We start from the raw sequence: 14,160 nt of genomic DNA, 5'->3' as shown, positions 1-14,160 counted from the left end.
GTCCCGGCCTTCAGGACCGGTGGACGTGGTGAACGCGCAGACGTTGTCGGCGATCGTGACGTCCAGACCGCCCGGCCACGCCGAGGTGCCCGTCGGGGTGGAACCCGTACCGGAGGGCGCCTCGGGGGTGCAGCCGCTGGTGAGCGAGCCGCCGCCACCCAGCAGCTGACCGCCGCCACCGCCGGTACCACCGCCGCTGCCGGAGCAGGAGTTCGCGCCGCCGAGCGTCGCGGTGGAACCATCCGGTGCCGTTGGCGCAGCGCTCGTCCGACGGCTTGGCGCCATCGGTCGCCCAGGTCACCGAGTCGACGGTGTTGCCGGTGTTGTCGAGGAGGAAGACCGAGTCGTTGTCGCCCAGACCGAGCGTGGAGTTGAACGTGACGTAGCCTCCCGCGGGGATGCTGGTCGCGCTCGGCGAGGAGGACGAGATCGAGACCGGGGAGTGCGTGGTGTCGTTGTCGACGTACTTCCACGACCCGATGCTGACCGCGCTCGTTCCTCCGTTGTACAGCTCGACGGTGTCCGCGCCGTCCGAGGTGACCTCGTTGATCCGCACCCGGCTCGCCGCCGGTATCGACGACGGGCAGCCCGAGGTGTTCGATGCGCCGAACGTGGACGCCGCGGTCGTGGTCACCCACGCCCCGGTGCCGTCGCCGCCGCAGCGCGCCATCGCCGGCTTCGCCTTGCTCGTGGCCCACTCGACGCGGTCGACCACCGTGCCGCCGGCCGTGCGACGAGCCAGGGACGGCGCAAGAAAGACGATCCGCATATCGGTGTCGCCGTGGGCGCGGTGCTGGTGCGTGCATCCGGCGGGAGTCCAGGCGATCCGGTTGGCGGGGACGATCGACGTGCCGCGGTCGGTGCGCACTGCCAGGACGCCGGTGGCCGCGTACACCAGGTGTCCACGCGCGTGCGACTGCACGGCGCTTGCTCCGCCGGACGGCCAGAGGTGCCGTCCGCCGGACGGCCACACATCTGACGTGACGGTGGTGGTGCCACGCGGTTGGCGGTGATCGGGCATCACGCGGCAGTTTATCGGTGGTCAGCCATGCCGTGACGTGATGATCTGGAGTGGTCATGAGCCACGGACGGCGCCCCGCAGAACACACGTCATCGGGGGAGCGCCTCGATGCCGCGGCGGAAGAGGGGAGAAGCCCATGGCGACGTTCGTCCTCGTGCCCGGAGGCTGGCACGGCTCGTGGTCATTCGAAGAGGTGGTTCCGCTGCTGGAGCGTGCCGGTCACACCGTTCACGCCCTGACCCTGACCGGTCTGCGGCCTGACGACGACAATGCGACGGTTGCGACCGCCAACCTCGACACCCATGCCGACGACGTACTGCACCTCCTTGATCGCGCTCGCATCACCAGCGCGACGCTGGTCGGCCACAGCTACGGCGGGATGGTGATCTCCGCCGCCGCCGACCGCGCCCGCGGCCGGGTCTCGCGACTTGTGTATCTCGATGCCTACGTGCCGCGCGACGGCGAGTCGTGCTGGCTGTCGACCACCGAGCGCTACCGACAAGCGTTCATCGCCGGCGCCGCGAGCACCGGCTACGCCGTGCTTCCGCCGGCCGGTGGCGATCCCCGCCGCCGCCCCCATCCCCTCGCCTCGTTCACGCAGACGGTCCGGCTCACCGGTGCCGTCGACCATGTGCCACGCCGCGAATTCATCTACTGCTCCGGATGGGAAGACCGCACCCCCTTCACCGAACTCCGCACCCGACTCCGAGCCGATCCGGACTGGCACGTGCACGACCTCCCAACCGGCCACAACGCAATGCGTGAGGCCCCGGATGCCGTCGCCGAACTACTGACGTGAGCAGCCCGGAGTGACGCACCGCGACAGCAGTTGACCCCAGAAGGGCGCAAACGGCTCGTGGAGCGCTGCCGCACTTGCCTTTATCGTCACATGGACGACGATCTCGAGATCATGAGCGACACGCCTTCACAACCCACCGCTCCCGCCTCAGGGATGACCGACGAGGATCTGGCCCAGCAGGCAGCGGAATTGGTCACGAGCTGGGCTGTCGACACTCCCTTGTCGATGGATGAGGGATGGGCACTCATCGGTCTGCAGAACATGGGGTCGTCGCAGGGCGAGATGCACGCGTTCGACCGAGGCGGTCTCGCAGATGCGCGCGATGTTCCTTTCCGGCACCCGCTCGGCTGAACAGCTCAACGAGACCCGCACGTAGGTGTGGGTCTCGCCCCTGCGAAGGACTTCGGCGGTGCGCCCTGGAACTGTTCGACGCGCTGCCAGCCAGCGTTTTATCCGGCCAGGGCGAGCACGTGGATGTCGCCGCCGTAGTCCGGTTGGTGATGAGTGATGCGATGTGGGACCGGATCGAGCCGTTGATGCCGCTGATCTGGTCCGCGGGCGAAGGTGGGCTGACCACCGGCTTCCGCGCTGATTTGTGTTGTCGAGGTGGCGCCCCGGGCACGCTGCCAATGATGGTGGGGGCCTGGCCGCTGCGCGTCTGGTTCGCCTCGGTCGTCGCCGTGCTGCCCGCCGTGCTGCACCTGGCGCTCTTCCGCCACAGCCATACCGCCCCGGCCGTCATCTATGCCTGCACCGGCCTCAACACCGTCGCCTGCCGGACAGCGTACGGTGCGCAGAAGCACGCTACGCACCGTACGCGCCGACACGGCCACCTACCCCCTGTACACGGGAACGTACTGCGCAACCCTCGCCACCGGCACACTGCTGTTGTAAGAGCTGGTCAACGCACGTGAGGCGAAGAGGGACAACGGCCGTTCCACGTCAAGAATCGCCATGAGCGGGGCTTGTGCCGTTCCCGCCCTGGCATGTGACGTCACGCCGGCCCAGTCCGTCCGGACCACGGCTGCGTTCGTCATGTCTGCGCCGCCGCCGGGTTCAAGCTGCCCCAGTTCGCAGCGCGTTGAGCAGTTCCGGAAGTGTGCCCTCGAAGGAGGGAAGACGTTCGCTCAGGGCTCTCCGCTGTTGCGCTGTGAGATCGCTCAGCAGAGCGTCCAACGCAGCGTTGGCAGCCTCTTCCACGTACTCCGGAAACGGTGGCAGGATCCGCTTGGTCTGCCAGTCCACCAGTGTGTGGGCGGGTTTGCCGAGGCGCAGCACGTCCGCGATCGTGATGGCGGGACGCCAGTCTTCGCCATCAGCTGTGGCTGCCCATAGGGCAATGGGTCCTGTGTCCGTGGTCAGGCGCATGGAGCGGAGCACGTCGAGTCCTTCGGTCCGGTGCCGGAACAGATGCAGGAAGGTGTACTCGTCGGCAGTCACCTCGTGTGTCAGCTGGCGCACGAGGTCCAGGGGGCAGTCGGCGTGCTGTACCAGGGTGCGGAGGTTGTAGTGGGGGATGCCCCGCCTGGTCGTGTTCGCGGGATCTGCCACCTGGCTGCGGACCACGTCCCAGTCAAGCGGATACCACGGGTCCTCGGCCAGGGCTCGGCTGTGGGCGAGGAGGCGGCTCGGGCGGTCGCGTTGGGCGGAACCGCCGTAGCCGTGGCGTGAGGAGAGTGCGGCGCAGGCCTCGTCGAGGAAGCCGTCCATGCGTTGGGTGAGCACAACGGCTCGCTCCAGCGTCTCTTCCGGGTTCTCCTGGCCGGTCGTGGCCAGTCTGTACCACTGCCGCTCATTGGGCCGGAGCGGGGCGGTGACGAGCGCCTCGGTGAGCAGATCGGCGCGGTCGGCGCGGGCCAGCAGCAGTCCGGACACGAGCTGCTGGTAAGGGCCGAGCTGCGCTGCGCCATCCGCGGTTCGGGCGCGCAGGGCCAGCATTATGTGTTCGGGCTCGGGCGCGTCGAAGCGGCGCGCCAGCTCGCGGGGGTGGACACGCTCGGCGATGCGCTCGGCCAGCGCCAGCGTCTCAGTCAAGCGCGGGACGGGTTCTGTTCGGCCGGGCGCGAAGGGGTGGCCCGTCAGGACGTCGAACTGCTGGCGTGGGGTGAGCCGGTCTTCGCGCAGAAGAAACAGGTTCGTTTCCGGGTCGTCCAGTTCCAGCAGCGCTGCGATGATCGCCCCGTCCGGAGCGGGCGGGCATGGACCATCCCGGTTCATCCGTACACGGTCTTTGGCGAGCTCCCTGCGTACGGCCAGGTCGCCGTGGCGTATCAGCGCGCGTGCCGCGGTGGAGCAGTATGTGGTCTGCTCTGCGAGCAGCTGCCGTCCGTCCGGTCCCATCCAGCGGACGATCCGGTCTACAGCTGATTCGGGGGCGAAGTAGATCATCCGCTGCAAGGGCCCGTGGATGACCGTCCACTTAGGGGGCGGCGGGCACTGTCCGCCGCGGGCGGCCTCCTCAGCGGTGTCGGCCAGCTCCGCCATGCTGCCCGGGAAGTCGGCGGCTATCAGCGCCACGGCATGCATCCAGCGGTCGCTGTCCTCGCCGAGTCGTTCCTCGAGCAGATCGCCGGCCCATACGGAGCCGTCGATCTCCAAGGCGGCCTGCGCCGGTGTGGCTTTCCACCAGCGTTCTTGGAGCTCAGAGGGCATGGACATCTGTGATTCTCCTGGTCCTGCGCGGCGCATCGCGTCCAGCGCTTTTGTGTTGCACGTGACCGATCATGGCGCACCGGGTCTCCCGACCCGTGGCGGACCAGATGGCATGAGCCGCCGGGCCGCTCCCGAAGGCCACCACGCCACCCACTTGCACTCGGGCCGGTCTGCTCGCGAGTGTGACGGGCCTGCGGTACCGGCCCCGGACTGCCTCGTCGGCTCTTCAGCCTTTGGCAGAGCAGCGGGAATTGATCCGGTGAGCCTGGATGCGGCCGGGGTCTCGTACGTTTGCGGGTTGTCGTCACCAGTACCGGGGGTGGTGTCCTCCCATATCGGCGATTCGCCGTCCCTCCTGGGGCAGATCTCGCCTTCTGCGTCGGCAGCCCAGTAGCGGAGGTGGCCGTGAAATGCATGGTCCGTGCCGATCAACGCCGACAAGGTCTGCAGTCGCCTGTCGACCTCGATGCGTTCGACACTGGGGTCTCGCACCTGCAGGTGCTTGATGGCCTGTGGCCGGCCCTGGTCGTCAGTGCCGGCGTCGGCGTCCGCGGCGAGCATCCAGCGCACCCGGTAGGCCAGATTGGCCAGTTCCCGCTCGTCCAGTCCGTGCGGCGCGACGTGGATCCCGCCCTGGTACGCGTCCTGTTCGATCAGCTTTCGCAGCTGTGCGAGCGGGACCGGGGGGTGCAGACGGATGGTCCCCTCGGCGGTGTAGTCCATGACTCCCTCTTGTTTCCTCTCCCTTGGTGCTCTGTGAGATGCCTTCGCCGAAGGCTCCTCGGTGCTTCCGGTCGGGATGCCTGTCCCGTCTGTCGGTCTACCGGCTTCGGCTGATGAGGGCGCGCAACTCGGCGCGGGGGTCGACGGGGTGGATCCGGGTCTTGTTGAGCCATTCGGCCGAGCGGATGCCGGAGAGGAACATGTCGCGCATCTGCGAGACCGCCTCGCTCCTCGCCTCGGCGGCGCAGTCGCGTCCTTCCGCGGAGTCACCGGCGGCCGCCAGTCTCTGAACCAGCTGCCGCTGCCAAGCGCAGATGCGATCGAAGGCGTGCATCTCGCCCTGCGAGGACCCGGCGTGCTGCAGAGCGACGAGATCCCACTCTTGCTCCTTGGACAAGGAGATGTCGGCGGAGACCCAGCTCGTGGCCACTTCGGCTGCTCGCTGGGCCAGTTCCTCGTCGCTCGTCTCCGAGGCGGAAGCGGGGGTTTGTGAAGGTGCGGCGTTCATGATCGCGAGCTTATCGTCTGAATGACGATAATTGCAAGGCGTGATTCCTGCCGCAGGATGTGGCCACCATCCTCACCCCGCCCGAGGGCAAGGCCCGGTGGACGCCTGACGAGGCCACACACCGCACTGGCCGGGATGAATCGGTGGCGACCACGGCCGCGACCAACCTGCTCCGCAGGCCGGACGTCGCCTACCTGGTCACCGCCTGCCACGCATTCGTCGCGGCGGTCGGCCGGGTCGTCCCCAGCACGCACGATCGCCAGCTCGGCGAGGACGAACGCACCATCGTCCACGAGAATGTCGCTCGCGTCAGGGCGACGTTGGACTGGATCAAGACCGCGGTGGACACCGGCAAGGTCGACGTCGACGGCGAGCCGGTCCAACTGCTGCAAGGTGAGCAGGCGATGCCGCGTGCTTCCGGGCGCAGATCCCCGCCGCCCAGCGACACACCGAGACCCCCTCCGCACCGGGCGCGGGAGTGCCGATCCTCACCCACACCTGACGTTGCGCCACGCAAACTCTACGCACGCTCACCATGGCGCCCGCATCTCTCACCTGGCCGGACGCGCAGAGCGCCCAGCACGACGAGCAGACAGCCACGGCTCCTCTGGAGCCCAGAGCCTGCCCTGCGACTCAGTCCAGAGCGCGTAACACGATCATGAGTCGTCACATAGGCAGGCTTGTTGTCACTGTGACTGAGTCAGCGGGCGTTTGGCTTGGCCAGTTGAGCGCCGAGGCCGGGTGGGGGCGGCCGGGGACTGTCGGTGGCTGGTGGCAGGATCGCTGGTATGAGCCTTGTTCGTACCACTCCGCCGCGGCCGGTCGACGTCGCCGCGGTCTTTCCCGAGTTGGCTCCGTTGGCGCGGACGGCGATGCGGCTGCATCCTCGTGCCGGGTCGCCTTCGGTGTTCGAGAGTTCAGTGGGGGGTCCGTTGTTGTGGCCCGCTGAGGAGCCGTGGCCGCACTGCGACGGCTCGCACCCGGGCAGCGGCAGGTGCAAGTCACCCGCAGAAATAAGGCTGGAGCGGCGCAGGCGGGCCCGACTGCACCGTGATCCCCACGGCCCTCAGTACACGCCCGAGGAGGAGGCGATCAAGAAGCGGAACGACGCGGTGTTCATGGAGCGCCTCGACGCCGGGCCCCCGTGGCCCGCGGAGAGCCCGGTGCCCATGCTGCCCGTGGCCCAGCTGTATCTGCGGGACATACCCCTGTTGCGGCCGCCCGGCGAGGCCGATCTGCTCCAGATTCTCTGGTGCCCCTACGACCACGAACCGGATTACAAGCCGTCGACCGCGCTGTTCTGGCGATCCGCCGGCGCGGTCGGCGACATTCTCGCCACACCGCCGGAACCGTATGAGGCGGACCACGACGGCTACGTGCCGGAGTCGTGCCTGCTCGCGCCGGAGCAGATCACCGAGTACCCCAACAGCCTCGATCTGAGCGCGGAGGTGCGGCAGCTGCTGGGGGACTGGAGCAGATGGCAGGCAGCCGGCGTCGGCGTGGACAGCTCGTACGCTGACTATCCGGCGGAGTTCTATGACTCTGAGCTGGCTGACGCTCCCGGCTGGAAGGTCGGCGGCTGGCCCCCGTGGGGCCGCACCGACCCGTATCGCCGATTTTGCTCTGTCTGCGACGCTCAGATGGTTCCGCTGCTGACCATCGCCTCCTTCGAATGGGACGGTGGTACGCGCGGCTGGGCGCCGTACGAGGATCAAGCCGACGCGTTTGCCGCCAGTCATGTCGCCGGCCACGACCCCGCGCAGCCGACCGCGGTCGAAGTCGGCAGCGCCGACAATCTGCAGCTCTACGTCTGCCCGGCATCTCCGGAGCATCCGCATACTGACCTGATCCAGTGAGCGGTCGTCAAGTTCTCTTTCGCGAGGCCACACACACCGCAACAGCTCTGGACGGGGTTCGGGTTCGGCCGGCCGCGCGGCTGTCGGGGGCTCAAACACTCCCTGAACATCAAACCGGCCGGGCCGGCCGCCCGACCACAGCCAAGAGCGAAGTCCTTGGCCGTGACGTGGAGGGTACGTGTCGTGTTGCTGGTAGTGCCCTGGGCTCGCCGATGCCTACGGTCGCCCAGAAGGGCTGGGAGGCGTGGAAGTGACTGCTCAGGTCGTGCCAGGGCAGACCGGGGTGCTTGTGGCGCAGCGCCTCAGGGGCAGTGGTGTCCAGTCTGCATCGGGCGTCCCGCTCCTCAACGTATGCCATCCCGATCACCCTGCCCATACAGCCATCTTGCTCAACTCCTCTCCGCTGGCGGCGAGTCCAGGCGCGCCGACCGAGCGCGGCGCCGGGACGCCCCTTGAGCGGACTGCTGCCGGGCCCGGGCCGGGGAGTCTTGATCGAGAGTGCTGCATGCTCGTCCGACGGGCGCCTGTATCGGCGGCCGGGCGCCGACCTCCACGCATACCTGCTGGTACACAGCCACAGTGGCCGACGCCTCGACGCCAGGAACCCCGCCTTCCCGACCCCCTCCGTTTTCGGTGTCGTGGTTGTAGCCGTGCATACGGACGGCCAGGCCGTACGCATTGACTCCCGCTGCACCCCCACCGGAGCTGCCTGCCAGCACTGCGGCCGGCGGTCGGCACGGAACCCGGGACGGCGTGGGCAGCCGGCGTGGCCCACGCAAAATTCCTGACCATCGGGGGGTATTTCACCCGGGCGGTTGCGACTCGAATGCGCTCCCCGCGGGGAGGCACTTCACATGCCTGTGATCTTCTTCGACATCGGGGCGACCCTGGCGGATGCCCACCTGGAACCCGACGGCTCCCTGACAGTTCAGCCTCGACCGCGTGTCATGGCCGTGCTCGACGACCTCCGTGAGGTTCGCAAGGGCATCATCTCGAACCCAGGACCCGGCGACGGCGCCGCCGCACGGGCAGCGGCCGCGCTGCGGGAGACGTTCCCCGGGCGCTTCACGGACGAGGCACTGGTGCACTGGGGTGCGAAGGACAGCCGCAAGATCTTCGACCAGGCGGTCGCGAGCACCGGGGGAGTGGCGGCCGACGACTGCGTCTTCGTGGGCGATGACGCCCAGGAGCGTGCGTTCGCACGGGAGGCGGGGATGCGTACGGCGGCTGACCCGGTGTTCGCTCGTGCCGCGACGGAAGGCCGTCAGGTGTTCCGGACGCGCGTCGAGTTGCGGGACGGCCCGGGTCTGACGGAGTTGACCGCAGTCGTGAACGAGACCGAGGCCGCTGTCGTGGAGGTCGTCACCGAGCGGCTCGTGCTCGCCACGGCGACCACGCGGGGAGCCGAGGCGCTCGAGCGCGCAGGTTTCACGGTGGACCTGCGAGGACCCGTGGACGGCTGAGCGGCGTTGCGGATCCGCGACGACCAGGTCGGTTCGCGGGCAGGCAGCTGAACCGCCGGCGGACGCGCCGTACGAATCCCTGAAGGCGGCCGGGAAGAACGTCGCCCCCGACGGCCCGCGTGGTCGGCCCCGGCATCAGGTGCCGACCTCATAAAGTGCGCAATATGAGCACGGATGGTCACGAAGACCAGAAGAGCGCGGGTGAAGGCGGACAGAGCGATGACACCGAGCGCCGAGCGACCGAGAAGTTCATCAGTGACCTGCTGGCGCGGGGTGAGGCGGTGTACGAGGGGGAGGAGCCGACGCCGAGGACGACGCACGTCATCAAGCGCGAGGACGACGGACGGCTCACCGTCCGCCGTCTGCGCTTTCACCGCTGATGACGCCGATCGGTCAGTCGAAGCACCGCCGGACCAGAGTGAGGCCGTCGCCGTTCGTGCCCCGCGTGATCTCGTGCGTCTTGAGCCGCGAGGGGCTGACGTCGACGAACGCCGCTTCGGAGCGGTGCTCCTCGGGTACGTAGACGCGGCCGCGGCGGAAGAGGTCCTCGAGGTACGACGTGGCCACCCGTTCGGGGTCGGCGGGCCGCAGCGAGCCGCCGGCGGGATCGGAGCTCGCGATGCCGAAGCGTCGTTCCTCCGCGGGGGCGGCGAGGGTGACGGGCTGCGTGACGCCGTACGTCGCCCCCTGGATGGTAATGGCCGACAGTCCCTCCTGCTCACCACCGCCCGGCGTCGCCTCGGCCATTCCGGCGGCTCGGCGTGCCACCGCCGGCTCGGTGATGGCTGCGGCGGCCTCCAAGGAGAGGATGCCGTGGCGGATGAACGCCGAGCGCAGGGCCAGACCGTACTTGCCGCCGTTGCGGCGCAGGTCAGCGGCGATCATGTGGCCCGCGACCTGCGCGTAGTAGGCGGACACCACGGGCGCGGCCACGACGGCGTCCACCAGCAGCTGTCCCGCGATCTCCGCCGCCCTGCCCAGACCGGCCTGGTCCTGCAGGTCCTGCTGCCGGAAGATCCCGGCGACGATCTTCAGGAATGCGCCGCTGAACACCCGGGAGAACGAGTGCGGCTCACTGGAGAGCATGCTCGCGGGTCCGTTGGGCGGCAGCTGGACCGGGTCGATGTAGAAGAAGTCGTTCGACATGTTGCGCAGGCAGTCCGGGTCCACCGCGCTCGGGTGACCCTGCCGGATCGCAGCGCCCAGTTGCTCGGCCATCCTCGACACCCGCGAGGACAGTTCGAGGTTGCTCTGGGTCTCGGCCAGCACCGCGGTCCGCAGCGGTTCCAGGTGGAGAGAGGTCAGCAGCGCGCTGATGTCGCCGTAGGCTTCGTGCAGGGCGGCCGTCTCCGCACTCGCGGCGTTGAACAGCTGGGGACGCAGCGCGTCGAGGATCGCGTGACCTGTCTCGTGCGCGACGACCTCGGGGCTTTCGCACGCGGCGACCGTGACACCTGCCACCGTGCTGCGGAAGAACCACAGGCCTTTACGGTCGTAGAAGGCGTTGAGGTCGGTTCCCGCGTTGAGGTGCGCGGTGAGGGCCCGACCGACTGTCGGATGCCACTGGGTTCCGGTCGGAACCAGCGGACCCCAGGTCCGGCTGGCCCTGCTGAGAGCGTCGGCCGCCACCCAGTAGCGGAACGCCTCGGTGCCCGGCCCTGCGCCGTTCGGGTGCGGCGCGGCGTCCGCGATGGCCGTCGGGAAGGGTTGTGTGTCGAGCTGGGGAACGGGATGCGGTACGGGCATGTTCACCCGCGGAGGGAATCCGGGGTCGTCCTCGTACACCAGTACTGTCGGGATCATGGCTTGCTGTTGCTGCACCGTCATTGAGGCTCCATGAGCGGGGAGAGAGAGCGGGTTTGGGATCCCCCCGGGGAGGCTCTGAACCAAGAGCCCCACGTTCAGTACGAGGGCCCGGTTGCCCGGTGTCAATTCGAACAGAAGCGGGTGGGACCGCATGCGATGGGCAGTGGCGGCGCGTAAACGGCGGTCGCACTTGCGCGTGGCCTGTGTGCTGTCCCACCAGGCCCGGCGAGGAATGCGGCTGGACGGGTGACAGCGAAGGGCCGGCCCGGTATTGCCGGTGTGACCAGGAAGGGCCGCCTGCGGCGACCAGAGCCCATGGGAGCTGCGAAGCATCCGAAGGCCATCCGGTGACCGGGCACGGCACGGGCGACGGCACGCGGCCGCCCCGGGTGGACTGCCTCCGGCGCAACGCGATCCGCCCGCGCCACCGCGCAGGCGAGGAGCCGCGGCCGGCGATTGCGCCGGTTCACCGCGGGCGGCATCCGCAGCGCGGGACCCGGCGCCGCGGGCGCGCGTCCGCGACGGGACGTCCTCCGCGCAGAGGACCGGCCCGCCCGGCCTGCCGCACCCGGTGATGCTCCGTCAATGCGGCGCGCAGTGCCGCGGGAACGGAGGCGGCCAGGGCCGTGTGCAGCGCGTCACCGGCGAAGAACAGCGTCTTCCCCTCCGCCTGGAGCACATCGGCGCGCAACGCACGTTCCAGGCGGAGGGCGACCTCACGGCCGGAAAGGCCGCTGATGTGCACCACCTCGTCGAAGCGGAACCGTGGGCCGATGAGCGCGGCCTGCCGCAACAGGTCGGCGACCGGCCGGCCCAGGCGGTGAACGAGGTCACGGGCCACCCGGGCCAGGCCGTCCGGCAGTCCGTCCGGCAGGCCGGCGGGGAGCGCAGCCCCGCGCATCGCGGCGGCAAGCGCTTCGACGAGCAGCGCGGGACGCCCGCCCGTGAGGCGGAGCAGGTCCGGCGCGACGGCCGGGAGGCCGTGGCGGGCGGCCAGTTCCGCGACCGCAGGCACCGGCAGCGGACCCATCGTCAGGTGGTCGGCCTTCCGGATGACCGGAAGCAGGCCCTCGGGTGCACCCTCGTCCCCCACCGCTGCGACGAGCAGAAGCCGGTGACCGGAGGCAGCCGCGTACAGCTGACGAAGTGCCGCCAAGGTGGCCCGGTCCGCGAGGTGCGCGTCGTCGACCGTCAGCAGCAACGGCCGTCGGGCGGCCGTCCGCAGGAGGAAGGCCGCCGTGGCGTCGGGCCCGGTGCCGGACGGCCCGGTGCCGGACGGCCTGGAGGCGGACGGCCCGAAAGTGGCCCGCGCCGGTGCGTCCACCGGGTCCAGCAGTGTGTGCAGCTCCGGAATGCGTTCTCGCAATGGCTGTTCCAGGCCTGCGGCGGCCTCTCGGACGTCCCGGGGGCGAGCCGTGCCGCAGTACCGGGCCACGGCTCGGGCCAATGCCATGCCGCCGGGGAGGTGCGCGGATTCCGCGCAGTGCACCTGGACGACCGCGGCGCCGTGCCGCTCGGCGTGCCGGGCGAACTCCGCGAGCAGGGCCGTTCTGCCCATGCCTGCGGAGCCCTGGACCAGCACGACTGTCCGCCGGCCGGTGACCGCCCCGCGCCAGGTCCTGTGCAGCCGTTCGAGTTCGTCCGCACGCCCGACGAGTGCGCCGGGGACTCCGCCCGTGGAGGCGGGAAGTGCTTGACCCCGCTCCTGGGTCCCGGTGGGCCGGTTGCCGAGCACGGCCTGGTACAGGGCTGTGGTGCGGGGGTCGGGGTCCGTACCGAGTTCCGTACGGAGTCTGCGGCGCAGCGCGTCGAACGTCAGCAGCGCGGCACCCGGCGAGCCGAGCGCGACCTGGGCGCCGATCAGGGCACGGCACGCCATCTCGTCGTAGGGATCGGCGCGCAGGGCCGCTGCTGCGGCCTCGGCCGACTGCCGGTGGTCTCCCAGGCGTGCCGCTGCCGACCAGGCGGCGTGCCGGGCTCGGTGCAGCAGCAGGTCCACCTCGCGTTCGAGGTCCTCGGTCCACGGTGCCTGCGGCAGCCCCTCCGCGGCCTCTCCGGCCGTGAGCAGGTCCAGCGCGCGCCGCGCCGTGACGTCACCGAGGGCCGGTTCTCCCCTCGCCAAGTGACGTTCGGCGGTGGCCACGAGGCGCGTGGCCTCGTCCAGGTCGACGCGCCAGCCGGTGGTGTCCAGCCGGTAGCCGGCGCCCACACGCTCCAGGCACCGGCCGACCAGCCTGCGCAGCCTGCTGATCAGGGCCGCGACGGTCTGCACCGCGCTGGGCGGGGCCTCGTCGGGCCAGAGGGCGTCGATGATGGTGGGGATGCCGACGATCCGGTTGCGGCGGGCGGCCAGAAGTCCCAGCAGTGTGGCGGCTCGTCCGCGGGGGACGTCCGGAAGCGGCTCCGACAGCGACGGTCCGACGACGGTGAGCGGGCCGATCAGGTGCAGCCGGATGTCACGGCCGCACGGACGGCGGGGCGAAGGCGACGGCGAAGGCGTGGGCGAGGGCATGGTGGCGGCTCCTTGCGGGGCGGGTGGCGGTCACGCCCGCGTCTCACCGTCACCCGGGCGGTCGGCCCCGTACCAGTGACGCTCGGGACGGGTCTCCCTCGGTTCCGGCCACCGTGCGGCGTCGCCGCCCCGGGATCCACGCGGCGACCGATGTCCGGAAACGTGGGGAACGGGGCCCGTCGACAAGCCACGGCTCCCGCGCCGGCAGCGGTTGCACGAGGGTCCAGCGGATCCACCGTCCGCCGAGTCCTCCGAAGGGTCCCCACGATGTCTTCCACGCACGCCTCAGAGCACAGGATCCTCAGACCGCTGGCGACCGGCCTCGGCTCGTACTACGTGACTCCCACCGGACCTGCGGCGCAGCCCCCTCCCACAACGGTCCGGACGGCCGTGCTGGCGCTGCCCGCCGAACCGCCCAGCGTACGGACCGCCCGTCACTGCGTCGCGGACATCGTCACGTACTGGGGACTCGACGCGGACGCCCGGGCCGCAGCCGAGCTGGTGGTCGGCGAACTGGCCGGCAACGCCGCCCGTCACGGCCGCTCCGAGATGGCGATCCGGCTGACCAGCCGCGACGGCGGCCCGCACCTGACGGTGCGTGACTCCGGCCGGCCCCGGCGCGAGCGGCGTCGTTCCGGTGACGGCGGCCCGGACGAACACGGCCGGGGACTGCCGATCGTCCGCTCCCTCGCTCAATCCGCCGTGTTCAGCCGGGGCCCCTGCGGGTGGCGCGTGGATGTGGTGCTGCGGCTGCCGGATCCATGATCCGGAGGCCAGGCAGTGGACGACGGCGCACCGTCGGAGCACGACCGCCCCCTCG

14 protein-coding genes and 1 pseudogene are annotated in these 14,160 nt (G+C 70.1%); 9 read left to right on the top strand and 6 right to left on the bottom strand.

Translation table 11 applies throughout. From position 1 onward, the window contains the following. Nucleotides 1-10: 10 nt before the first annotated feature. Nucleotides 11-511: a hypothetical protein gene (locus tag ABZ865_RS33920; protein ID WP_361239333.1), complete on the bottom strand. Its 501-nt coding sequence runs from the start codon at nt 509-511 to the stop codon at nt 11-13. Between ABZ865_RS33920 and ABZ865_RS33915 the strand changes: the two genes are divergently transcribed. The 4 genes from ABZ865_RS33915 to ABZ865_RS33900 all read left to right on the top strand — a co-directional run bounded on the left by ABZ865_RS33915 (nt 399) and on the right by ABZ865_RS33900 (nt 2,734). Beyond that, on the top strand, nt 399-1,013 hold the full coding sequence (locus tag ABZ865_RS33915; protein ID WP_361239342.1) for a hypothetical protein: 615 nt from the start codon (nt 399-401) through the stop codon (nt 1,011-1,013). The genes ABZ865_RS33920 and ABZ865_RS33915 overlap by 113 nt on opposite strands. Nucleotides 1,014-1,157: 144 nt before the next feature. Continuing rightward, complete coding sequence (locus ABZ865_RS33910) at nt 1,158-1,820, top strand: alpha/beta hydrolase family protein (RefSeq protein WP_361239067.1); 663 nt, start codon at nt 1,158-1,160, stop codon at nt 1,818-1,820. Between the two features lie 90 nt (nt 1,821-1,910). After that, entirely contained in the window at nt 1,911-2,171 is a 261-nt protein-coding gene (locus tag ABZ865_RS33905; protein WP_361239065.1) for a hypothetical protein, read from the top strand. A 119-nt stretch (nt 2,172-2,290) separates the two neighbouring features. Further along, nucleotides 2,291-2,734, top strand: coding sequence for a hypothetical protein (locus ABZ865_RS33900; RefSeq protein ID WP_361239063.1), 444 nt, complete (start codon nt 2,291-2,293; stop codon nt 2,732-2,734). A 142-nt stretch (nt 2,735-2,876) separates the two neighbouring features. Here ABZ865_RS33900 and ABZ865_RS33895 read toward each other — a convergent pair whose 3' ends face one another. The 3 genes from ABZ865_RS33895 to ABZ865_RS33885 form a co-directional block, all read right to left on the bottom strand. Further along, the gene (locus ABZ865_RS33895) at nt 2,877-4,478 is read right to left on the bottom strand and encodes a hypothetical protein (RefSeq protein ID WP_361239061.1); all 1,602 of its coding nucleotides are present in this window, start codon (nt 4,476-4,478) and stop codon (nt 2,877-2,879) included. 63 nt (nt 4,479-4,541) lie between these two features. Further along, nucleotides 4,542-5,195 carry a hypothetical protein gene (locus tag ABZ865_RS33890; protein WP_361239059.1) on the bottom strand — a complete coding sequence of 218 codons (654 nt, stop codon included), beginning with the start codon at nt 5,193-5,195 and terminating at the stop codon, nt 4,542-4,544. A gap of 97 nt (nt 5,196-5,292) precedes the next feature. Beyond that, nucleotides 5,293-5,703, bottom strand: coding sequence for a hypothetical protein (locus ABZ865_RS33885; protein ID WP_361239057.1), 411 nt, complete (start codon nt 5,701-5,703; stop codon nt 5,293-5,295). A gap of 62 nt (nt 5,704-5,765) precedes the next feature. On the opposite strand from ABZ865_RS33885, the pseudogene ABZ865_RS33880 reads away from it, so the two are divergent. The 4 genes and pseudogenes from ABZ865_RS33880 to ABZ865_RS33865 form a co-directional block, all read left to right on the top strand. Then, nucleotides 5,766-6,101, top strand: a pseudogene (locus ABZ865_RS33880) (DUF6192 family protein); the annotation flags it as partial. A 390-nt stretch (nt 6,102-6,491) separates the two neighbouring features. Beyond that, nucleotides 6,492-7,559, top strand: a complete 1,068-nt coding sequence (locus ABZ865_RS33875; protein ID WP_361239055.1) for a hypothetical protein — start codon at nt 6,492-6,494, stop codon at nt 7,557-7,559. Nucleotides 7,560-8,413: 854 nt separating this feature from the next. Next, on the top strand, nt 8,414-9,022 hold the full coding sequence (locus ABZ865_RS33870) for an HAD family hydrolase (RefSeq protein ID WP_361239053.1): 609 nt from the start codon (nt 8,414-8,416) through the stop codon (nt 9,020-9,022). Between the two features lie 164 nt (nt 9,023-9,186). Then, nucleotides 9,187-9,402 carry a hypothetical protein gene (locus ABZ865_RS33865; RefSeq protein WP_361239051.1) on the top strand — a complete coding sequence of 72 codons (216 nt, stop codon included), beginning with the start codon at nt 9,187-9,189 and terminating at the stop codon, nt 9,400-9,402. A gap of 13 nt (nt 9,403-9,415) precedes the next feature. On the opposite strand, the gene ABZ865_RS33860 is transcribed toward ABZ865_RS33865, so the two are convergent. Both ABZ865_RS33860 and ABZ865_RS33855 read right to left on the bottom strand, forming a co-directional pair. Beyond that, nucleotides 9,416-10,849: a hypothetical protein gene (locus ABZ865_RS33860; RefSeq protein WP_361239049.1), complete on the bottom strand. Its 1,434-nt coding sequence runs from the start codon at nt 10,847-10,849 to the stop codon at nt 9,416-9,418. A gap of 445 nt (nt 10,850-11,294) precedes the next feature. Then, entirely contained in the window at nt 11,295-13,340 is a 2,046-nt protein-coding gene (locus ABZ865_RS33855; protein WP_361239047.1) for an AAA family ATPase, read from the bottom strand. Between the two features lie 267 nt (nt 13,341-13,607). On the opposite strand from ABZ865_RS33855, the gene ABZ865_RS33850 reads away from it, so the two are divergent. Continuing rightward, nucleotides 13,608-14,105, top strand: a complete 498-nt coding sequence (locus ABZ865_RS33850; protein ID WP_361239045.1) for an ATP-binding protein — start codon at nt 13,608-13,610, stop codon at nt 14,103-14,105. Nucleotides 14,106-14,160 lie beyond the last annotated feature (55 nt).

The sequence above is a fragment of the Streptomyces sp. NPDC047085 genome (assembly GCF_040643735.1).
Lineage (GTDB): Bacteria > Actinomycetota > Actinomycetes > Streptomycetales > Streptomycetaceae > Streptomyces.
The sequence above is the reverse complement of the archived record's forward strand: the minus strand, read 5'-3'. Positions and strand labels throughout refer to the sequence as shown.

Excerpts from the sequence above, each read along its gene's own strand:
- ABZ865_RS33915 (WP_361239342.1), top strand. The coding sequence starts at position 399 with ATGCTGGTCGCGCTCGGCGAGGAGGACGAGATCGAGACCGGGGAGTGC.
- ABZ865_RS33910 (WP_361239067.1), top strand. The coding sequence starts at position 1,158 with ATGGCGACGTTCGTCCTCGTGCCCGGAGGCTGGCACGGCTCGTGGTCA.
- ABZ865_RS33905 (WP_361239065.1), top strand. The coding sequence starts at position 1,911 with ATGGACGACGATCTCGAGATCATGAGCGACACGCCTTCACAACCCACC.
- ABZ865_RS33895 (WP_361239061.1), bottom strand. The coding sequence starts at position 4,478 with ATGTCCATGCCCTCTGAGCTCCAAGAACGCTGGTGGAAAGCCACACCG.
- ABZ865_RS33890 (WP_361239059.1), bottom strand. The coding sequence starts at position 5,195 with ATGGACTACACCGCCGAGGGGACCATCCGTCTGCACCCCCCGGTCCCG.
- ABZ865_RS33885 (WP_361239057.1), bottom strand. The coding sequence starts at position 5,703 with ATGAACGCCGCACCTTCACAAACCCCCGCTTCCGCCTCGGAGACGAGC.
- ABZ865_RS33875 (WP_361239055.1), top strand. The coding sequence starts at position 6,492 with ATGAGCCTTGTTCGTACCACTCCGCCGCGGCCGGTCGACGTCGCCGCG.
- ABZ865_RS33870 (WP_361239053.1), top strand. The coding sequence starts at position 8,414 with ATGCCTGTGATCTTCTTCGACATCGGGGCGACCCTGGCGGATGCCCAC.
- ABZ865_RS33865 (WP_361239051.1), top strand. The coding sequence starts at position 9,187 with ATGAGCACGGATGGTCACGAAGACCAGAAGAGCGCGGGTGAAGGCGGA.
- ABZ865_RS33860 (WP_361239049.1), bottom strand. The coding sequence starts at position 10,849 with ATGACGGTGCAGCAACAGCAAGCCATGATCCCGACAGTACTGGTGTAC.
- ABZ865_RS33855 (WP_361239047.1), bottom strand. The coding sequence starts at position 13,340 with ATGCCCTCGCCCACGCCTTCGCCGTCGCCTTCGCCCCGCCGTCCGTGC.
- ABZ865_RS33850 (WP_361239045.1), top strand. The coding sequence starts at position 13,608 with ATGTCTTCCACGCACGCCTCAGAGCACAGGATCCTCAGACCGCTGGCG.